Annotated in this window: 17 protein-coding genes and 1 other RNA gene; 7 read left to right on the forward strand and 11 right to left on the reverse strand. The window is 41.6% G+C overall.

From position 1 onward, the window contains the following. Nucleotides 1-108: 108 nt before the first annotated feature. The 6 genes from L1D21_RS09700 to L1D21_RS09725 form a co-directional block, all read right to left on the reverse strand. The gene (locus L1D21_RS09700) at nucleotides 109-1,569 is read right to left on the reverse strand and encodes an HDOD domain-containing protein (RefSeq protein WP_239845054.1); all 1,461 of its coding nucleotides are present in this window, start codon (nucleotides 1,567-1,569) and stop codon (nucleotides 109-111) included. Nucleotides 1,570-1,952: 383 nt separating this feature from the next. Continuing rightward, entirely contained in the window at nucleotides 1,953-3,278 is a 1,326-nt protein-coding gene (gene aceA, locus L1D21_RS09705; protein WP_239845055.1) for an isocitrate lyase, read from the reverse strand. A 116-nt stretch (nucleotides 3,279-3,394) separates the two neighbouring features. Then, nucleotides 3,395-5,023: a malate synthase A gene (gene aceB / locus L1D21_RS09710; RefSeq protein WP_239845056.1), complete on the reverse strand. Its 1,629-nt coding sequence runs from the start codon at nucleotides 5,021-5,023 to the stop codon at nucleotides 3,395-3,397. Nucleotides 5,024-6,067: 1,044 nt separating this feature from the next. Next, complete coding sequence (locus tag L1D21_RS09715) at nucleotides 6,068-7,846, reverse strand: GGDEF domain-containing protein (RefSeq protein ID WP_239845057.1); 1,779 nt, start codon at nucleotides 7,844-7,846, stop codon at nucleotides 6,068-6,070. A gap of 6 nt (nucleotides 7,847-7,852) precedes the next feature. After that, nucleotides 7,853-8,068, reverse strand: coding sequence for a hypothetical protein (locus tag L1D21_RS09720; protein ID WP_239845058.1), 216 nt, complete (start codon nucleotides 8,066-8,068; stop codon nucleotides 7,853-7,855). Between the two features lie 80 nt (nucleotides 8,069-8,148). Then, nucleotides 8,149-8,949 carry an SAM-dependent methyltransferase gene (locus L1D21_RS09725; RefSeq protein ID WP_239845059.1) on the reverse strand — a complete coding sequence of 267 codons (801 nt, stop codon included), beginning with the start codon at nucleotides 8,947-8,949 and terminating at the stop codon, nucleotides 8,149-8,151. 345 nt (nucleotides 8,950-9,294) lie between these two features. Between L1D21_RS09725 and bamE the strand changes: the two genes are divergently transcribed. Further along, nucleotides 9,295-9,813 (forward strand): outer membrane protein assembly factor BamE, encoded by a 519-nt coding sequence (gene bamE, locus L1D21_RS09730; protein WP_239845060.1) that lies wholly within the window; start codon nucleotides 9,295-9,297, stop codon nucleotides 9,811-9,813. Nucleotides 9,814-9,936: 123 nt separating this feature from the next. Here the strand turns inward: bamE and L1D21_RS09735 are convergent, their stop codons facing one another. Then, nucleotides 9,937-10,269, reverse strand: a complete 333-nt coding sequence (locus tag L1D21_RS09735) for an RnfH family protein (protein WP_239845061.1) — start codon at nucleotides 10,267-10,269, stop codon at nucleotides 9,937-9,939. A gap of 31 nt (nucleotides 10,270-10,300) precedes the next feature. Then, entirely contained in the window at nucleotides 10,301-10,732 is a 432-nt protein-coding gene (locus L1D21_RS09740) for a type II toxin-antitoxin system RatA family toxin (protein WP_239845062.1), read from the reverse strand. A gap of 201 nt (nucleotides 10,733-10,933) precedes the next feature. On the opposite strand from L1D21_RS09740, the gene smpB reads away from it, so the two are divergent. The 6 genes from smpB (at nucleotide 10,934) to L1D21_RS09770 (ending at nucleotide 15,295) form a co-directional block, all read left to right on the forward strand. After that, nucleotides 10,934-11,428, forward strand: coding sequence for an SsrA-binding protein SmpB (gene smpB / locus L1D21_RS09745; protein ID WP_033538531.1), 495 nt, complete (start codon nucleotides 10,934-10,936; stop codon nucleotides 11,426-11,428). A gap of 143 nt (nucleotides 11,429-11,571) precedes the next feature. Next, nucleotides 11,572-11,927, forward strand: a transfer-messenger RNA (tmRNA) gene (gene ssrA / locus L1D21_RS09750). A 269-nt stretch (nucleotides 11,928-12,196) separates the two neighbouring features. Further along, complete coding sequence (locus tag L1D21_RS09755) at nucleotides 12,197-13,435, forward strand: integrase domain-containing protein (RefSeq protein ID WP_239845063.1); 1,239 nt, start codon at nucleotides 12,197-12,199, stop codon at nucleotides 13,433-13,435. Nucleotides 13,436-13,443: 8 nt separating this feature from the next. Next, a complete protein-coding gene (locus tag L1D21_RS09760) occupies nucleotides 13,444-14,049 on the forward strand; it encodes a hypothetical protein (protein ID WP_239845064.1) in 606 nt (201 codons plus the stop codon). Between the two features lie 119 nt (nucleotides 14,050-14,168). Further along, the gene (locus L1D21_RS09765) at nucleotides 14,169-14,438 is read left to right on the forward strand and encodes an AlpA family phage regulatory protein (protein WP_239845065.1); all 270 of its coding nucleotides are present in this window, start codon (nucleotides 14,169-14,171) and stop codon (nucleotides 14,436-14,438) included. A 260-nt stretch (nucleotides 14,439-14,698) separates the two neighbouring features. Next, nucleotides 14,699-15,295: an inovirus-type Gp2 protein gene (locus tag L1D21_RS09770; RefSeq protein WP_239845066.1), complete on the forward strand. Its 597-nt coding sequence runs from the start codon at nucleotides 14,699-14,701 to the stop codon at nucleotides 15,293-15,295. A gap of 100 nt (nucleotides 15,296-15,395) precedes the next feature. On the opposite strand, the gene L1D21_RS09775 is transcribed toward L1D21_RS09770, so the two are convergent. Genes L1D21_RS09775 through L1D21_RS09785 form a run of 3 tightly spaced genes read right to left on the reverse strand, consistent with a single transcriptional unit; the run spans nucleotide 15,396 to nucleotide 20,595 of the window. Continuing rightward, entirely contained in the window at nucleotides 15,396-16,253 is an 858-nt protein-coding gene (locus L1D21_RS09775) for a hypothetical protein (RefSeq protein WP_239845067.1), read from the reverse strand. A gap of 23 nt (nucleotides 16,254-16,276) precedes the next feature. Beyond that, nucleotides 16,277-16,717, reverse strand: coding sequence for a hypothetical protein (locus tag L1D21_RS09780; RefSeq protein ID WP_239845068.1), 441 nt, complete (start codon nucleotides 16,715-16,717; stop codon nucleotides 16,277-16,279). A gap of 2 nt (nucleotides 16,718-16,719) precedes the next feature. Continuing rightward, entirely contained in the window at nucleotides 16,720-20,595 is a 3,876-nt protein-coding gene (locus L1D21_RS09785) for an RNA-directed DNA polymerase (RefSeq protein WP_239845069.1), read from the reverse strand. Nucleotides 20,596-20,651: the final 56 nt, after the last annotated feature.

Below are 20,651 nucleotides of genomic sequence, written 5' to 3' on the forward strand. Positions count from 1 at the left end.
TCTAATAACAAAATTTACAACACGGTTATCGGCGATTTTTAACTAGCAAGAATGATCAAATAATTACTGCAATTGGTATAATACACTACGCGATAGGACAGTAATACATCACTGTCCTATCGATACCGACAAACACACATTGGTCAACTGACCAAAATGAGTAAAACGCTCAAATTCATCAGCAGATATAGTGCGATTCGAGCTATGTCGATCGCCGTACAACAGCCCTATCACCTTATTATCAATCACTAATGGTGCCAACATAAAACCCGCCGCGGAAGTATGCTCTAGCAGCTCAGCGTCGAGATAGAAACGCCACTTTTCCGATAATGGCGCATCGACAAACATCGCCTTTTTCAAATCAATAGCTTCAGAAAATACCGACTTATTGCTATCGAGTTCGACCACAAAACGATTTTTCATCAGCTCTGCATCATCACCCACCACTAACCTTGGTTGCAGTCGCTTACGATTAGGTGATAGTAATAACACTGCGCACCTTTCCATGCCCAGTCCATCTAAGATGCCATCCAAGGTAATGCCGATCACCTCATTGAAATTAGCACGCGAAATCGCGCAATCGGTTAACTCACGTAGCTTTTTCAACTGTAGATCGATGTCAGGTTGTCGTACTGGGCGCTCCTGCTCTGTATCGTCAGACAAGAGCAATGCCTCAGTGCTTGGCAGGTAATCAATTAAGACTTTGGCGCCATAACTATCGGCAAGTTTACGAGTGGCATGACTACAGCGGATCATCTGCCCTTTAAACTCGTCGCCTTCCACCCCTAACATAGTGGCGGCCTGTTTAATGCGCTGATTGAGCGTTGGCAGATCCAGTGGCTGCTGTTGCATTAGTTCGCTGATCTTATTAGCAAGGAAGATAGCACGTATCTCTGGAGTGCGTTCATCGGGGTTAATCAAAGATTTAACCAGTACTTCACCTAAGCCCCAGGTCTTGGCAATGCCCAAAGAAAGTTGTTTAAAAGAGGTACCTAACTGCTCTCGCACCACGCTATTACTCTCTGCTGCTGATGTCGCCGATAAACGCGCATCGAGCTGCTCGGTAACCTCACCGCCCATACTCCAAAAGGCACTCTCGCCCAAGTGATACAGGAGTGCAGCAATAAACACCTCCTCTTGTAACTCTTCATCATGATCTTTAAGCATCATCTTAGCGAGCATCGCCGCTTGAAATGCCCTTCCCATCAAATGTAATAAACGCTGATAGACAGGTTCTGATAACCCTTTGCTTTCCAGTAAGCTACTCAGTAATTTGGCGGTAATACATATATTACGAATGGTATCGAAACCGAGCACGACAGCCGCCCGACTCACGGTCGTGACCTGAGAGATGCCTTTATTATAAATAGCGCTATTAGCCACCTTTAAAATGCGCGAGGTTAATGCGTTATCATGCATCACACTGCGGCCTAAAATGGCCAAAGAGGAAACATCATCTTTAGCCAATTTTTCTAAGGTTTTTACCGTTGAACACAAGGCCGGCATCTCTTGCTCACTAATACGCTGAGTCCAATAATCGGCGCCCTTGTTGTGATTTGAATCCTTCAAATGGATGTCACTCTCAATAATGATATAAATAACAGATAGGTAGGAATAAAAACCTGTTCTATTTTGGCTATGGTGTTTAAGCGAAACTGATAATTTAGCATGCCTAGTTTATTAGTAATAGGCTAGGGCCTGTTGACCTTTATTTCACCATGAAAGATAAACAGATCCTAACAACTTATCTTACAGATGTTTGTTTCAGTAATACCAATCAGTATCATATCGGCATCTATGGCAGTTAATTTAACAATAAAAAAGCCGCTCAAGCTAAGCGGCAAATACCAACAACAGGGGAAGTAAATCAAAGAAAAGCCTCGCACTGCACGTAGGAAGCAGTGCGAGGAACAACCGCTACCTGAGTAGCAAGTCGAAAACGTTAGTAGAAATTAAAACTGTTCCTCTTCGGTTGAGCCCGTTAATGCGGTCACCGATGATTGCCCACCTTGGATCACATTAGTGACTTTATCGAAGTATCCCGTGCCCACTTCTTGTTGATGCGCTACGAAGGTGTAACCTTTCTTAGCGGCGGCAAATTCAACTTCTTGTACCTTTTCAACATAGTGTTTCATGCCTTCGCCACGTGCATAGTCATAGGCTAGGTCGAACATGTTGTACCACATGTTATGAATACCCGCTAAAGTGATGAACTGGTACTTGTAACCCATGTCTGACAGCTCTTGCTGGAATCTAGCAATGGTGGCGTCATCAAGGTTTTTCTTCCAGTTGAATGAGGGGGAACAGTTATAAGCCAGCAACTGATCTGGGTACTGAGCGTGAATCGCCTCAGCAAAACGGCGCGCTTCTTCTAAGTCTGGCTTAGCTGTTTCACACCAAATAAGATCCGCATAAGGCGCATAGGCTAAACCACGAGAAATTGCTTGTTCAATGCCCGCGTTTACACGGTAGAAACCTTCAGAAGTACGGTCACCAGTAATGAAGTCACGGTCATAAGGGTCGCAATCTGAGGTTAATAGATCCGCCGCATTGGCATCGGTACGCGCAATCACTAAGGTTTCAACGCCGCTTACATCGGCAGCCAGACGCGCTGACACCAATTTTTGCACCGCCTCTTGAGTTGGCACTAATACCTTGCCGCCCATGTGGCCACATTTTTTAACCGACGCTAACTGATCCTCAAAGTGAACCCCTGCTGCGCCCGCATCAATCATGTTTTTCATCAACTCGTAAGCGTTTAGTACTCCACCAAAACCAGCTTCTGCATCAGCAATAATCGGTAAGAAATAATCTGTGTAACCCTCATCCTCTGGATTTAAGTTGTTGCTCCACTGGATCTGATCTGCGCGGCGAAAAGAGTTATTAATACGCTGCACAACCGCTGGTACCGAGTTCGCTGGATAAAGAGACTGATCTGGGTACATGGTGCCTGCAAGGTTGGCATCGGCTGCAACTTGCCAGCCCGACAGGTATATTGCCTCGATACCGGCTTTGGCTTGCTGTACTGCTTGACCACCTGTTAACGCCCCCAAAGAGTTAACATAGCCTTTCTTCGCACCACCATTAACCAATGACCAAAGCTTAGCTGCGCCGCGTGTAGCAATCGTGTTTTCAGGTACCACTGAACCACGTAAAGCCACTACATCTTCCGCCGTGTATGGACGACGAACCCCTGCCCAACGTGGATTTTCAGCCCAATCTTTCTTAATCGCATCAATTTGCTGTTGACGTGAAGTCTGTGTAGTTGCCTTAGTCATAATAATCTCCATCTTTATTTTAGGATTCAGTGCCAATCAATACAGCTTCACTCAACGGGCGCCAAATATTTTTGAGGGCTACAGGTACCCTTTCCATCTTTTGTTAACTCAGTTATTTACTCTGACTGTGTCAGCATTTCGTAACCCGGTAGGGTCAGAAAATCGACCAGCTCATCAGAAGTGGTGATCTCTTCCAGTAGCACCGCCGCTTTTGTAAAGCTGCCGTGGGTAAATCGATCCGGTCCTATCTCCTCTTTCACGTTGGCCAGTTCTTCAACCAACATCTCTTTAAACAAGGCTTTAGTTACCAGCTTGCCGTTAGAGAGCTTTTGTTCATGCTGGATCCATTGCCAAATTGACGTTCTTGAAATCTCCGCTGTGGCGGCATCTTCCATCAAACCGTAAATCGGCACACAACCATTACCGTTAATCCAGGCTTCGATATATTGCAGTGCGATACGGATATTCAGACGCATGCCAGATTCGGTTCGCTCACCTTCGCATGGCTGTAAAAGCTCATTAGCTAAGATTGGTGCATCGACATCTCGAGTGATATGCAGCTGATTGACATTACCCTCGCCGATATATTCGTTGAAAATCCCCATGGCAGTATCGGCAAGGCCCGGATGCGCAACCCAAGTACCATCATGACCATTGCGGGCTTCTAACTCTTTATCACCGCGAACCTTAGTCAGCACTAACTCATTTTGAGCTTCATCTTTCGCCGGAATAAAGGCCGCCATACCGCCCATCGCCAATGCACCGCGCTTATGGCAGGTTTTAACTAATAAGCGTGAGTAAGCGCTTAAGAACGGCTTATCCATAGTCACAGCCTGGCGATCGGGTAAGACGCGGTCACTATGGTTTTTCAGGGTCTTGATATAACTGAAAATGTAATCCCAACGGCCACAGTTGAGTGCCACAATGTTTGAACGCAGTTCATAAAGGATCTCTTCCATTTCGAACACTGCCGGTAGCGTCTCAATCAAACAGGTACATTTGATAGTGCCAGGGGCTAAACAGAAGCGCTCTTCCACAAAAGCAAACACTTTAGCCCACCAGCGAGCCTCAACATGGCTTTCAAGCTTAGGAATGTATAAATAAGGTCCACTTCCCTTAGCCAGTAGTTGGCGATAGTTGTGATAGAAATAAACACAGAAATCGAATAAAGCACCAGGAATAGCCTGACCATCAAAATGCACATGTTTTTCAAGCAGATGTAGGCCTCGAACTCGGCTAATTAATACCGCAGGATTATCATTTAGCTTGTAATGCTTACCTGTATTCGGTGCGGTGTATTCAATATCTCCCCGAACAGCATCACGCAGATTAATTTGACCTTCGATCACCTTTTCCCAACTCGGTGCCAGAGAATCTTCAAAGTCAGCCATAAACACTTTTACATTGGCATTAAGTGCATTGATGATCATCTTGCGATCGACTGGACCGGTGATTTCAACACGTCTATCTTGTAGATCCTGCGGAATACCTCTAATTTGCCACTCACCGTCTCTGATAGCGCGAGTTTGCGGCAAAAAGTCAGGTAAATGCCCCGCATCAATTTGCGCTTGTTTAGTTTTACGTGCTGCCAATAATGTCGGCACTTCACTTGCAAACTCACGACAAACCACTTCAAGTAGATTGAGGGCACCTTCATTAAGCACAACATCTTGTCCAGGAATGGTTTTTCCTTTGATATTAATTGATGCCTGTTTAAGGTCTTTATTTAGTACTGGTTCAGTCATCCTGTTTCTCCCAAGTGCCCATATCGATAAAACTCAATCTCTATAAGAAACGCTTTATAAAACACTGTCTCTAGTTAGCTAAATCTCTATATACCTAACCTAAGTCGTAAATGGCACTACCAAGCCACACAGTGAGTTAATTCGTTGACATCACTTGCTCTTATCAATAGGAGCAAAGCACAGCCGCATTTCCTCGTTCACACATAACTTACAAATGTATGTTTTGAACAAAACCTACTAACAAACTGTTGTAGTTGCAACAGTTTTACATGTGCAAAAAACGAACTAAACAAGACTTAAAACTTATATGAATTGGTCTTACCAAATAGAGAAGATAAAAATAAATATATTAAAAACAACATATTAAATCAGATTAAATGCTTGTGAAATTTTACAAAGAAAAGTTGTCAGACAACTTAACCAAGAATGACACAATGTAATTAATTACGTAATTTAATTACGTTGAGGAATTTTTGTATTACGGGGTATACGCTGATATTAGACTTAAGTAAAAACTGCAAATGTTTTGATTGACCAGAAAGGAAAGCATAGCAAACAAAACAAAATCAATGGCTTACAACAAATTTTACACCGCATAAATTCAAACAACTGTTTTAACTTTACGTTTACGTAACCGTAATAACAAGCAAAACCCAGCCATTGCAACATAGTTGTAACGTTTCTAGATCAACATCAAAAAAAACATTGGTTAAACCGCAAAAAATTATTAAAAAATTGTTTTTTTATGGGTAGGACTATCACTTCAACTCGAAATTGTTGGATTAGTTAAAGTTCAGGATTTTATAAAGCGGGCTGATCACTAATTTACTTTGAGTGGTATGAGAATAGCGAAGATTTAAGCTTGAATTTAGTGCAGCAATATTTGATAAAAGAACAAAGGTTTAGAGTGAGGTTACAGCTGGTGAGTTAGGATATAAACGTAACATTGCACCAATGGCAGAGGGTAAATAATTATCTAGGCATAGGCTTCACCTACGATAAAGCAAAAGGGCTTTTTAATCAGAAGTCATGTCCATGTCAAAGTTAAGCAATTTCACTACAAGGCGGGTTATCTTGGTTCATAGTTGGAGCATACTGCACCACACAATTACGACCACGGTATTTCGCCTGATACATGGCCATATCAACCCGAGTCATTAACGGATCTAAACTCAAGTCATGCTCTTCACGACAACACACACCGAAACTTGCAGTAATATGCACCTCACGATTGTGAGGCTTGGTATTTATATGCTCTATCGCTTGGCGACACTGCTCAGCGATAGCGAGCGCAGCCTGAATATCGGTATTGGGTAAGAAAACCGCAAACTCTTCTCCCCCCATGCGCACAAACAGGTCACGATTTCTAAGCAATGGATTCACGGCCTCTACCACTTGCTTTAACGCCCAATCACCAACACTGTGGCCTTGAGTATCGTTAATGGCTTTAAAGTAATCGAGATCGAACATAATGATACTAAAGTCTTCATTACGAGTAAGCACCTTAATAAATTGGTTTTCCGCCAAATCTTGCCCTGTGCCACGATTAAAAATCCCAGTCAGCTGATCAAGCTGAGAAATCCGCTTGTACTTACGTTTTTGGATAAACATGGTACAACCAAAAATCACAAAGCCAACAGAGCAGCCCAACAAAATCATTAGCGCCATACTTTCATTGTAACGCTCTAGCTCCATCACCTTTTGCTGTGCGGTATAGAGCTCTCTATCTTGATTGAGCATCTTGATTTGACGTGACTTCTCGGCATTTTCAAACTTAGCCATCTGATAGGCATACGCTTTTACCTTAGTTTCGTTATGCAAAATCTCATTAACGTCATGAAAACGAGAAAGATTTTGATAAGCCAGTCGATACTCACCCTCATTGGCATAAACCTCAGCTAATACTTGATATGCCGACTTCTTATATTGCTGATTAATGGCATTGTCATTGGCCTGTTTCAGTAACAGATCTGCGAAGTGTTTGGCCTGGGCTACATCGCCTAATGCGTTGTAGTCCAGTGCCAGTAAGGCATAGATATGGTTAATTTCAATTTGATAATTAAACGGCTCATAATCGCTCAGCGCTTGGTTTAAAAAACCTATGCTCGACTGGTAGTTTTTTCGCTCTAACTCAACCTCACCGACGCCTTTTGTAGACATGGCGGCAATCAATGGCAACTGATGTTCAGCGCAATAATCCTTACTAGCATGAAACTGCTCAAATGCTGTGTCTAATTGGCCAGACTTAAGGCTGGCCACGGCAACATAAAGCAAGCTATAACATTGATTTTTAGGATCGCGATTATTATTCAACACTAATGCCTGATGTGCATATTCCTGCATCTCATCCCAAGCTTCCATCTCAAGAAAAAGTGCGCTCAAGCGTAAATAAGAGCTGACCTTTAACTGAACATCATCCAGAGACTCAATTCTCTCAAGGTTTTTTGCCATTACCGCTAAGGCTTCAGAAAATGAGTTAGTCGCAATCAATGAGGTGGCTTTATACAAATAAAGCGTGGTTAGTAACTTATCGGAAGGATGAAACTGCTCTGCCTGATTCAGCAGTTTCAGTGCATCGGCATAATCGGCATCATACATATGTTTAGCACTTTGCAGCACAAAATAACGGGCTTTCTGCTCGTTAGAAAGTTTATCGAGATTAGCTTCGATTTCGGCGGTAATTTCGGGTAGTTTTTTGGGCTGAGTGCGTAATGCATCTTCCATCGCATCGAGAGATGAATCGAACGCGCTTGCAACTGCTAGCAAAGTATTAGGTAATAATAGCGCAAGCGCGAAAATGAAAAATACAATTAGCCTATTCAAAGGGGATTAATCTTTGTGAGAGGTAACAATCTGGTAATGGAAAAATTCAGATGTATTTCCCGACAACTTGTCGATAGCCGCCTTATCACCTGACATCACTGCGCTAATCGCTTCATCGGTTAAACCTGCTGATTTCATTACCGCCTCTGGATCTTGTTGATAAGCTTCCATCAACTGCGCATCCGTGGCTAGTTTTTCAAAAAACTCACTTAAATCAGACATACACTCTCCTGTTGTAATGAATATAAAATTAGCTTACCAGCACTATTTCAGCTTATTTATTTTACCTAGGTTATTATCATTCAACCTAAATCAGCCTCGGTAATACCCAACTTAGCCAGCACCTGATGATTAACCTGCAGTCTCTGTACCGGTGGGACCAACAAAGTGGTTATCGAACTTAACTGTGCCTCAGGTAACTGCTGTAACTCAATGGATTCTATCCTTGGTTTATCTATCGGCAGATTCGGCGCTTCATAAAGTACCACTTGATGATCCAGCGGATACCATTGATTCAGTAACTCCACCAAAACCTGCAGCCGCTCTGAATTGGTAACAAACTCAGTTAAAGTATGCTCGCCTGCTATACCAATTTGCCACAACAAAAGGTGTGTTGTGGGGTCGGGTTGATGGCCATAAAACATAAACTGGCTAGCTTCAAAACTCTGATGCCCCGAATAACCCGGGTCAATGCCTAAATCTGCCCATAAACAGGCTTCAGCAGAAATACCTGGCTCCATTTTGGCGCGATACCCCAGCTGTCGAGCCCGCTTAATCGCAATATGTCCCACGCAAGCAAACACGCCAGGATGACCATAAAGCGCACAGACCACCCTCTTGTTGGCTCTGACTTCAGATAATACAGCCTCTACCATCTGCTCATAACTGTCGCGGCGGTTTTTTATCTCACCCGGCTGGGCGTAATAACCTTGCAACGAACGTACATCTTTATTAAGCCGCTCTAACCAAGTTTGTGCAAAACCGTCAGGGACTAAGGCAAACACCACATCCGCATGCTCGATATAGCTTTTGCTTAACACACTTATCTGCCCGGCCAAATTAAGCCCAGTTCCAACACAGATCAAACTACCTGAGTTACTCATGTGGTTTTGTTATAAAGTTATTTTCAGAACGTTAATAGCGTTAAGTTACCATAAAATTGAAATTTTCAAATACAGACAATCAATTAGGATTGAAAAACCTTTGCTTAAATCACTTTAAAAAACGGTTTTTCGACAAAAATAAGTCGAATATTGTTACACTGACGGAACCATATAGGAGAGTAACCTGTCTTAACCCTGACAAAATAAAAACAAACATAATTTGCCTTGGGTCATCTCAATCCCAGTTTCATCCTAATGCTATGGATAAAAACGCAATAGCGCTTGTCAGCATGGGGATCGCTTGGGTATTATGGCCGACAGATTTTTAGGGAAGTAGCGCATTCAATGAGCATTAAAAAACATAGTATTACTCTTTTTGGCGCGGCTGCGCTGTCTCTTTCACTCACTGGCTGTAGTGTTTTCGATTGGCTGATTTATAAACCAGATGTGCCGCAAGGCAACTATATGGAAAAGCAGCAAGTAGAAAAACTGCGTGTGCAGATGACCAAAGAGCAAGTGGAATATATTTTGGGACGTCCGGTTTTACGCGACAGTTTTTCAGATAACACTTGGTACTATGTTTATCACTACAAGAGTGGTCGTGATGCCAGCATCATCCATAAAGAACTGATCCTCAACTTCACTGGCGACACCCTAACCAGCGTCACTGGCGATTATGAATTGTCTGCAGAATTTGCTACGCCGCTAGATCAAAGCAGCCTACCCGAGATCACTAGCCTTGCTGATGATAAAGGCGATTTAGAACCACTTAACCCTGAAGTGCGTCCTGATACTAAGCCACTAGTGGAAGAACAAAAGCCGCAAGAGCTAAACAATACCAAGCAGGACAAACAGCCTCGCTAAATCGCATCCAATAAAAAAGCTGAAGATAACTTCAGCTTTTTTATTACTTCGTCTGCTACAAAGCCCCTAGCTTTTAAAAGCTGTCCAGATAAAAGTGCTTTTAATAGCAACATCTGTAGGCAATTAACTCACTCGGCCGCCCGTGGTCTTATTAGCTCGGCCCTCTTCTTTAGCTTTTTCTGCGCGTTTACGGCGCACATCTTTCGGGTCAGCAATTAAAGGGCGATAAATCTCAACTCTTTGTCCCGGCAGCAACACTTCGTCGTGTTTAACTGCGCGGCTAAAGATACCTAGCTTGACCGTCGTTAAATCAATTTCAGGGAAAAAACGGCAAATATCACTTTGCTTAACCGCCTCAATACAGCTGGTTCCCGGTTCCACAGTAACACTGATACGTTTCTGTTGTGTCGGCAGCGCGTAAATCACTTCAACCGCAAAGTTATCTTGTTCAATCATAACAATACATCCTTCCTTGCCGCACAAAAACTCAGTTATAAACCACTTTGGCTCGATTGGTAAAAGCGGTCACCATCGAGGTCATCAACTCTTTAAATACACGGCCAAACGCCATGTCGGCAATCGAACTTGAAAACTCGAAGCTCAATTCAAAATCTACTTTGCAGGCATCTTCGGTCAACTCGGTAAACAACCATTGCCCATTGAGATGACTAAAAGGACCATTCTCTAACTCAAGCTCAATTTTCTTACCCGGCACCACCTGATTACGGGTCGTAAACGTCTTGCTGATCCCCGCCTTAGACACATCCACCGAGGCCAGCATGGTTTTGCCGTCAAATGCTAAAACCTTGCCACCCACACAACCAGGTAAAAACTCTTTATATGATTCAACATCATTGACGAGCTGATACATCTGCATCGCACTAAAACGGACTAACACACTGCGGGATATCTTCGGCATAACGTGTTTAACCTAAACCTTAAGACTAATGAGAGACAAAACAGTCGTTGATTTTAACATGGCAATTCAATCGGATCACCTTTAGCAAAAGCCCATTAAAGTATAAAAAAACAGCAACCCAACAAACAAAGCCGATAAAAGTCATAAATATTAACAACAGCCAATTCCAAATTAGCTAACCGCGCGTATAATAGCTCGCCTATGGCTAAGAAAAACGCAAAAAAATCAAAAAATCCACCAGCGACAATTGCCCGCAATAAGCGCGCAAACTTCGATTACAAATTTGAAGAAAAATTTGAAGCTGGCCTGTCTCTCATGGGATGGGAAGTGAAATCGATTCGAGTCGGTAAAGTAAACCTGTCTGAAAGTTATGTATTTTTACGTGACGGCGAAGCTTACCTGTTCGGATGTACTATCACACCTCTCAACACCGCATCGACACATGTGGTGTGTGATCCTATGCGCGATCGTAAGTTACTACTTAACCGCCGTGAACTCGACAAGCTCCAAGGCTTAGTCGATCGTCAAGGCTACTCTATCGTGCCTATCTCCATGTACTGGCGTAAAGGCGCCTGGGTCAAGATTGAGATAGGTTTAGGTAAAGGTAAGAAAGAACACGACAAGCGCGACGACACCAAAGAGCGCGAGTGGAAAATTGAAAAATCTCGTACGATGAAAAAAGCAGTACAGCAATAACAAGGCTGTATTTTTATTTAATTTCAGTAAGATTGAACAGCTGAAATAATAGTGTAAACGTACGGATAACGAACAAACGAATGTCAGCCGAAGATTAATCCTTGGTATTAAAGGATGTCACAGGTTACAATCGAGTTGTACTTGGGGGCGATTCTGGATTCGACAAGATTCACGAAACCCTAGGAGCATGCCGAGGGGCGGTTGGCCTCGTAAAAAGCCGCACAGTTATAGTTGCAAACGACGATAACTACGCTCTAGCAGCTTAGGCTAGCTAGCCATCTTGCTCACGTTTCTCAAATGGGCAGAGTATTAAGATGGTCACCTTTACATTTGATAGCGAGGGAACCTTGTTCGGGGGTGAACCGCGAAACAGTACCGGACTCGCCTTGTAAAATCCTGTCTTTCGGAGTTTACCGGGTTAACCAAAAGAGAGACTAAGCATGTAGCGCCGAGGATGTAGGCTTTTTGGACGCGGGTTCGAGCCCCGCCGCCTCCACCAATAACAGAAACGAAGACGTCCTAGGACGTCTTTTTTTCTGCCTTTAAAAACCAAAAATCAATAACTTAAGCAAAACATTGTTCCATTAATGTACAATAACGTTTGGTAATATCCCGATATTTTAGTAACATTTATAGTAACACCATCGTTAAGTAGTCGTTCTGGTGTTACTAAACAGCAATTAACTCCTATCAGTAACTGAGCGATCTCTAGTCACATAGTTAAATCGACTAAATGGTGATCTCAGTGTTACTAGAGGCAATGTTACTATGGCTCGCAGAACGACACCTTTAACAGACACCGAAATTAAAAAAGCCAAGCCTAAACTAAAAGAGTATAACCTTACAGATGGCGCAGGCTTACAACTAAGAGTTAAACCCACAGGCTCCAAACTATGGCTATTTAACTATTACCATCCTGTGACCAAAAAAAGGAAAAACTTTAGCTTAGGCCTCTACCCTGATATTTCCCTTTCTGTTGCTAGAAAACTTACTCAAGAAGCTCGTACACTGCTCGCTCAAGGGTCAGATCCCAAATCTGACCGTGATGAAAAACTTGCAGCTCAAAATGCCATCATCGAACACACACTTATCAATGTCGCCAAAGATTGGATGGAGTGTAAAAAAGAAGCTGTAACAGAAAAACATGCAGCGAAGACTTGGAGTTCTCTCGAACTGCATATTTTTTCCGATCTTGGCAAAGTACCCATCAGTCAAATTACGGCACCGAAAGTCATTTCAATCCTTCGGACAATAGAAGCCAAAGGACATTTAGATACAGTGAAGCGCTTATGCCAGAGGCTTAATGAGATAATGGTATTTGCAGTAAACACAGGCTTGATCCACTCGAACCCATTAAGTGGTATTAAATCCGTATTTAAACAGCCAAAGAAAAATCACCTTGCGGCGATGCAGCCTCATGAACTACCGGAGCTAATGCAAGCCATAGCAAATGCGAGTATTCACAAGTTAACTAGGCTTTTACTTGAATGGCAGCTTCATACCATTACTAGGCCTAACGAAGCCGCCTGCGCAAGATGGGATGAAATTGACATGGAAAATCGGCTTTGGACAATTCCAGCCAGCACAATGAAAAAGCGCCGAGATCATCAAATCCCACTAACCGATGAAACTATTGCGTTACTTGAAATACTCAGACCAATAAGTGGACATCGCGAGTATCTGTTTCCATCAACGCGTAACCCCAAAAAACATTACAACGAACAAACGGCAAACGCTGCGTTGATTCGTATGCAGCTCAAAGGCAGAACAACCGCTCATGGTTTTAGGTCGCTTGCGAGTACAACGCTTAACGAGCAAGGCTTCGATCCTGATGTTGTAGAGGTAGCACTAGCACACGTTGATAAAAACCAGGTTCGCAGTGCCTATAATCGCAGTGTTTATTTAGAAAGACGGAAAGTCATGATGGCTTGGTGGAGCGAGCATATAACCCAAGCAGCATCGGGAAACTTTAGCTTAGTTGGTTTAAAAAACCTTCATGTAATGTAGGTGTAAATATGATCTTAGAAAATAAAAAGTGGCTTAATTCAAAAGGCTTTAGCGATACAGAAATCGACTCAATAGTTCAATACTGCCACAAGTATCCAATAGGAGAAAAGGAATACAATGAACAATTTAGACGCCTCAAAAAAGCAAGCAAACACCTTTCCGATGGTCTAACGCAACTAAAGGCTATTGCAAATTCATACCCATTACTAATCAATGATATAGAGCTTATTCTCAGCCAGTTAGAAAATAATTGTGATAAAAATTGTCTCATGGTTGGCGCAGGATTAGATATGGAAAAGACATGCGAGACAAAGAGTGAGCTGTTAAATAAATTAGAGCAGATAAAACAAGGGTTGGATTTGAAATCTAACCCTTCTAAAACAGTACTCGTCGGCAACCTTGATGAGCCGCCAATGGAATTAAAGATAACAACTGGTAAAGGTGAATTAATCAGTAGATTACATTACACATGGTTAAGCAAGGGAAATGAGGTAACCATAAGTGAGACTTCTGACTTCATAACTTTTCTAGCCGTGATCTTTGACGATAAAATGGAAAATGCCTCAAAATGGAAAAGCACCTTTGATCGCGTGTGCATCAAACTTTTTAAATAATCAGAAGTCCTAGTTCGAATTGACACGAAATATGCGCTCAATTCGAACCTCCGATTTACCACTAAAACTTCCAATATAGCCCTGTAACAACTTTTAGCGTATTAACAGGAGTCTATATTATGAACACTTCAAAGAATATTCGTATCATTCGTAAGCCCGAAGTCCTCTCAATGCTGGCTATTAGCAAAAGCACATTGCATGAACGGATCAACGAGGGTTTGTTACCAACACCAATAAAGCTCGGAGGTAGAGCTGTCGGCTGGTTTGACTACGAGATAGAGCAAACCATTAAAGCGATGGCTGCTGGCATTCAAGACGATTTACTCTCTGACTACATACAGTCACTCGTTGAAGCAAGAAAACGAGCTTGGGATGAGCTGAAAAAATAGCTTGTAAGCGCCACTCAGGATGGTGAGGGCTTCGGTCCTCGACCTCCTCTAACCTAATGATTTAAATATCAAAACACTGTAACGGTCAAAACAGGAAAAGATTTATAGGTTTTTAACCCCTAGTTTTGAAATAAATTCCATCATTATGTTCGATGGTTGCTAGAGCACTGCGCTATGGCAACAAAAGACTTAAGGGGGATCTTAATAATATCTGTCTTTGATTGTTCTCTATCCAAACAATTACTTTAGCGCGAGTAATCATGCATATATCAACAACTGATTTTTATTGCTACGGCGGCTACCATTGGAAGGTAAACAATCGTAAGTCTGGTTGTTATACGCCAATACTCAAAACATCATTTGAGCAAATCTTTAACTTTCACAGTCACCACCTAAAGATGCTCGCCATTCGTTATGATCTTCATCAGCCGAGCTATGTGTTGCTTAACAAACAAATCACCGTCTTCTTTAGGAGGCTTTCAAAACAACTTAAAGCAAAATATAAAATACAACGCCTAGGTTACATCTGGGTGCGCGAACAAGAAAATGCCAAATCACCTCATTACCACATTGTTTTGCTGCTAGATGGGAAGCACATCATGTACCCAGGCTGGGTCAATATCACTAGCCAACGGATTTGGAGCGAGCTTGGAGGGTTCCTATACTTTCCACCAAACCTCTATTACAAAACTCAACGGGGTGACAACAAGAATATGGCAAGACTCATTTATAGAGTCAGCTATTTAGCGAAAGCTCGCGGTAAAGGGAAAAAGCCGCCACAAACCAAGAACTATGGTGCCAGCAGAATATCATTTAATACTAAAACAAAAACTAAAGCGTTCACTGGATACTACTAGCACAAAAGGGGCTTTCAAGGGGCTTTCAAGGGGCTTTCAAGGGGCTTTCAAGGGGCTTTCAAGGGGCTTTCAGCCAATGATATGATAACAATGAAACAACTCAAGCATTTGAATTTAAATGAACAAAATCGTTAAATACCTGCCAGTGATCTCCAAAGCCAGAGTCCATTAAATCTTGTTCGTGATACTCTAGCCATCTATTGATAGCACAATCAATACCAAGCTGGCCATCTAATAAACCTCTTACGAAAAACTCAGGATTAATGGTTAAATCTTCAGCCGCAAACCTCTTTCCACTCACCGAGGTGTGCTCCTTTTCACTGTTAGGAAAAAATTGTAAGGTAGATAACTTGGCAAACCTTTTCTCAGATATTTCTCTACCAGAGATAAACACACCTCGTTTGAGACTTTGTGCAACGCATGCAGCAAGATCAGCCCTGCATTTCCAGTAGTTAAACATCCACAGATCACAGAAATGATAGCGATAAATGGGTTTATCTCTCAGCATCCCAAGCTGCTCTCTAATTATGATTAATCCATCATAGTCATAAGTTTCTCGCTGAGTTATCACTAACCAGCCATCAGTATCAAAGTTATTTGCTATTTTTAGCTCATCAAGCCAATCACCAAAGGCTTTCGGTGCTTTATTAAAAAGATTTATGTCGTAGATATCTTCATCGCAACCCTCTAGCCACTCAACCCGAACACCAAATAAAGCTGCCGCAGCTTCTAATATTTCTTCATCTAAAGCTTTTAATAACTCAGCCTCATCTTCGACTTGATGAATGGTCAGGTTATGGCCAAAAAAGCGTGGGATCTGGGCTCGGGCTACGCCATGCCCTTCAAAAAGTCGTATGAAACGCTGGGCTGTATTAGTAACAACAGGTTCAGGCTTGCGCCATTTTTCATATCGCTCTTTAAGGGCAAAAAATGCTTCAATATCACCAAATCCAACCATGGATAATTGTCCTTTAAGTCAGTCTATGGAAACAATGCTTTTAAGTCATCGCTCCATTCAGCTCTTTTAGCTGAACAAGATTTATCTAAATGCCACTTATGTCGCTTTAATTGATGCCTAATGGTTTCTTGCCAAGTAGTGTCGTCATGACAAGCTTCAAGAACCTGCTCAAAAGCAAAAAGCATATTAGCTATGAACCAACGATATTTAGAATAATCATCTTCATTACGTGTAATCTCACTCTTTACGCCTCTAGCAAATGATTCATTTTCAATACAAAGTTTAAGGTAGTCTGCGTAAGCAGCATATGCTGTAGCTCTCTTGCTATCTTTACTAGCACTTTGTAATTGTTTTCTGGCAAACAATAGCGCTAATACAGCGACAACGGCCATAACAATATTCGCCCAACCTGACCAAAGTGATAAGTCGAGTAAAGCGGCTAATCCGGTTTTAAAACACGTCACTATTAACTCCTTACCTCTACCACACCAGCTGGTTGAGTCTTAACCAATTTATCAGACTTCATACTTCCACCCACATTATCACGCCTAAAATCAAACATATTCATCTCAAATGTATTAATTGATACCTGATCGTTACCATGACTATGAGCGATCAACCGATGATAAGGCTCGCTATAAGGTGCTTTTGCGCAAGAGCCGCCATAAACACCCGAATTGACCAACACAACAGGCTGGTACATGTGGTAGTGAAGTGCATCGATCATTGTGTCGAACGTATTAACATCTTTATTTAGTGCGCATACAACGTAGGCATTGGACTTATCTCTTAAGTCTGCACTTAATGATATATCTGTTGAGTCATAGCAAATAGAACCTGTAAGCATGAAACCAGGTTTATTAGGAAATTTAGGGTGCTTAAGCTCCAGCATTAACTGATATGGACGCCAAGGTTTAATTTTTCCTGCTTCATCCGGTGTCATATTATGCTTCCCTTGTAGCCTTATAAGCTCCTTCTGCTCAGAATTTGCTTTTGGTGGCACAATCCAAACAGCACAGTTATTTGGTCCATCTGTATTATCTTGATTAATAAAACCTAAACCTGCGTAAATTATTGAATGGGTTTTCCTAGAAAGGGTAACTAAAATATCCATATCATCATGATTAACAGCAAGTTCAGGCCAAACAATAAGGTCAACTTGCTTGCCACGTTCTCTTCGCTCTAAATCATGGGTCCGTTGCGCATCAATATGTTTACAAACTAAAGCGGCAATATCTGCTACATGACGTCTGTGTCTTGACCGAAAATTAATATCTTCTAACATTATTCCATGTTGCTTAAAGTCATTATTACTAGGCAGTTTAGATTGCACCATAGCAACAGTTAGGTTTTTCTTATTATCTTGCCAATCAAGGTTAACGGCTTCTATTAACCCTGGCATGGCCGTCTGTTTACAGTATTTTGACTTAAGCTCATTCAATCTATTTTCCACAAGCTTTCTAACGCTATCGATTTCCCACAACACAGGCCAATCATAACCTTGATCATTCACTGAAATTCCAGGCCAAATTAAAAGCTTCGATAGTAAAGTCGTTAACCAGTGAGAAACTTGTGCAGACTCCCCCGCAATGGAGTGCGGTGTATTCATCATGCCTAAAGCTCTTTTATCAGAGCTAGTTTTTATACCTCTATAACCAACCATTGGCTCAATGTTTGAGCTATATCCAGACCAATCTGTGTTGCCGATTAATGCGGATCTAGTACATATTGCAACTCGCTGAAGGACTCTAGTGACTGTATCGCCATTTGTTAAATGAGTACTTAACAATGGAATTGAAGAAGTGAAATCAAACTCAATATTAAGGCTACAATCAAATAAATTAAACTGTGGTGGTAATGAATAGCTACTGTTCATTAATTCGACTTTCGCAGTCGTAATATCTATCAACGCATTTGGCGTAGCCGTTGCCAATTTAGTGCTTTTATCAAGTAAAGCCTGCATCAACTTTAATGCCATTAATTCATTTGCAAACGGGTTATCTGGCCGCTGTATAAGCCTAAGTAAAGACTGTGACCCTTTAATACTCTCTAATGCTTTCTTTAAAGGCCTTTTATCAGTGCCGTGTAACTTAATAAGATTTTTTGTGCTCTGTTGCTTTGGCCACTGGTATTCCAGTGGACGAGCGTGCATAACGAGCGAATTAAAAAATCTAATATTCTGCACTGATACGTTTGATAAAACATCCATACATTCAGTAGGTTTCAAACCATCAAGTAAACATGATACAGCCCTAATAAGAGGCTTAGAATCATTAGTTAATTGCTCTGCAAGTAAAATATTAGCCGCAAGCTTTTCGCTAGTGAAAGACTCATTCAAACTGATTTTTCTAAATCCCTTACTCAGTTTTATAATAAGATCATAATCTTCATTACCTGAACCTTGTTCTAAAGTGGTATCAAGTCTTACAAGTAACAAAAATCTTGCTTGCTCAGCTAATAAATTAAAATTCTTTTCACTTTCAAAATTAGAATTTCCGCATATCTCAACCGCTTCATATTGAAGTTGCTCAAAAAAAGTTTCATGGTCTGCATGTAGTGGAATATATTTAGGGTCTAATCGATGAATAGTGGTTGACGCATGCCTAAAAATTTCAGATAGACAATACTCGGCAACAGCCTTCACTTTCTCATTTTTATCACCCAGCTTATGCTTTAACTGTTGAAGGACGGGGTTAATTAATTTGCTACAAGGGAATAGCTCTAAGCCTTTTTTGAGCAATACGACCAATGACGGATCTAGGCTCCAGCAAGCAATTAATCGCCTTGCCAAACGCTCCTGCTGATAGTCCCAATCGCACGGAATATACTTGCCATTATCATCTACAGAATGTGCCGTAAAATTACGAATGATTTTTAATACCTTCGCGATTTTGTTCGTTGCAAAGCGTTTTAGGCTATCGTCCCTTATATCTAGATGTTTCTGCTCTATTTGTGCAAGCAGGTTTGTGACGCAGTCTTCACCTTGTTCAAGATAGGAGCCACTTCCTACCATAGATAATAACGCTTCAAGTTGCCCCAGGTATTCTTGAGAGTCATCAAAAGAAATTGGCCCGCTTAAACGATTTTGAAGTTTTGTCAGCTCTCCCGAAAGTCCAACAGTTCTTGGCTTATATAGTTCAACCTTAGTTTTTTTCTTGTTAAGACGTAAGGTATTTAGTCCCATGTTTTCAAAAAGCTTCTCGACCGACAAGATGACTTGCTCTTTTAAAGAAGCTAAACGCTGAACTTGGCAAGAAGTTAGTGTTCGCTTTTTAGTCAACGATGAGTGTTTAGGTGAAGTTACAACTAGACGCATATCATCTACATAACGGCAGTAGTCAACTAAAGTAATATCTATATCGCAATCATCATTTAACTGCTTTCCAATTAAACTTTTAACTGCATTATCAAACTCTAAAAGATAGATATTAGATAAGAAGCCACCAGCAACAACTCCTTGCGGTATTCCTTTCGGTGCCTTGAGTACTTCATCCGACTTGCACAGTGTCTCAAAGCTAACCGTTGCTTGCTCGCTCCAATTCCATGCTTCAAATGCTAATAGCAGCTTATCGACAAATTTAAGCTCACTTTCCTGTTCAGACTGCGCAATAGCCAGAGCCTTAACTTTTTTACAGAGCATCTTTCTATCGACTAAATCAAAAAACTTAGAAAGGTCTAACTCAACCATAAACACATCTTGCTCATCGCTAAGCTCATTTCTAGCCTGCTGCGCAAAGTGATAGGGACGCTCTAAAAAACGACGGTTATCGGTAAAAAATTTGCTGTAAATGGTTGTAGCACCGTAGCTGTGCTCAGCTTTGCCATCGTCACCATATCGGCAATAGAGACGATTGCCATAATTAACTATTCCCTTTTCATGTACTAATTCAAAATCAGTAGACGGATCACCTTGCAATGTTTCAACGTCATTGGCTAAACACATCATCAGCAATGTCATCATGCTTTGCTCACGAATAGGAACGTGAGCAAGTGGCCTTAACGGAACTTCATCTGCAGGTTCAATAGGATACCAGTACAAGCACTCATTAGATGAGGCTGTATCAGGCTTGTCATCTTGGAAGTTCCACTTATACTGCTTTGGGGCAGGTACTAGCTCCAACTTCTTAAAATTGAATCTACGCTGCTTAATGTTACTGCACCAATTTTCAGCAGTGGCAGCTAAAGAAAGTGCCGATAAATCCAACTCAAAATGATCAGCATACCAATTAGTAGTACGAATATATTGATGACTTTTTTTCCAAGCCAAAGCCATCAACAAAGGATCTGTTAAATAATCATCAGTTAAGGCTAATTTCTCATATTTCTTTGCAATCCTTGGCATTAATTTATTCCTTTAAATAGCAAGCTCTTCTGATATCACCAAACAATCAGGAGCGA

It is taken from the genome of Shewanella sp. Isolate11 (assembly GCF_022398315.1).
Classification (GTDB): domain Bacteria; phylum Pseudomonadota; class Gammaproteobacteria; order Enterobacterales; family Shewanellaceae; genus Shewanella.

Excerpts from the sequence above, each read along its gene's own strand:
- aceA (WP_239845055.1), bottom strand. The coding sequence starts at position 3,278 with ATGACTAAGGCAACTACACAGACTTCACGTCAACAGCAAATTGATGCG.
- aceB (WP_239845056.1), bottom strand. The coding sequence starts at position 5,023 with ATGACTGAACCAGTACTAAATAAAGACCTTAAACAGGCATCAATTAAT.
- L1D21_RS09720 (WP_239845058.1), bottom strand. The coding sequence starts at position 8,068 with ATGTCTGATTTAAGTGAGTTTTTTGAAAAACTAGCCACGGATGCGCAG.
- L1D21_RS09725 (WP_239845059.1), bottom strand. The coding sequence starts at position 8,949 with ATGAGTAACTCAGGTAGTTTGATCTGTGTTGGAACTGGGCTTAATTTG.
- bamE (WP_239845060.1), top strand. The coding sequence starts at position 9,295 with ATGAGCATTAAAAAACATAGTATTACTCTTTTTGGCGCGGCTGCGCTG.
- L1D21_RS09735 (WP_239845061.1), bottom strand. The coding sequence starts at position 10,269 with ATGATTGAACAAGATAACTTTGCGGTTGAAGTGATTTACGCGCTGCCG.
- L1D21_RS09740 (WP_239845062.1), bottom strand. The coding sequence starts at position 10,732 with ATGCCGAAGATATCCCGCAGTGTGTTAGTCCGTTTTAGTGCGATGCAG.
- smpB (WP_033538531.1), top strand. The coding sequence starts at position 10,934 with ATGGCTAAGAAAAACGCAAAAAAATCAAAAAATCCACCAGCGACAATT.
- L1D21_RS09755 (WP_239845063.1), top strand. The coding sequence starts at position 12,197 with ATGGCTCGCAGAACGACACCTTTAACAGACACCGAAATTAAAAAAGCC.
- L1D21_RS09760 (WP_239845064.1), top strand. The coding sequence starts at position 13,444 with ATGATCTTAGAAAATAAAAAGTGGCTTAATTCAAAAGGCTTTAGCGAT.
- L1D21_RS09765 (WP_239845065.1), top strand. The coding sequence starts at position 14,169 with ATGAACACTTCAAAGAATATTCGTATCATTCGTAAGCCCGAAGTCCTC.
- L1D21_RS09770 (WP_239845066.1), top strand. The coding sequence starts at position 14,699 with ATGCATATATCAACAACTGATTTTTATTGCTACGGCGGCTACCATTGG.
- L1D21_RS09775 (WP_239845067.1), bottom strand. The coding sequence starts at position 16,253 with ATGGTTGGATTTGGTGATATTGAAGCATTTTTTGCCCTTAAAGAGCGA.
- L1D21_RS09785 (WP_239845069.1), bottom strand. The coding sequence starts at position 20,595 with ATGCCAAGGATTGCAAAGAAATATGAGAAATTAGCCTTAACTGATGAT.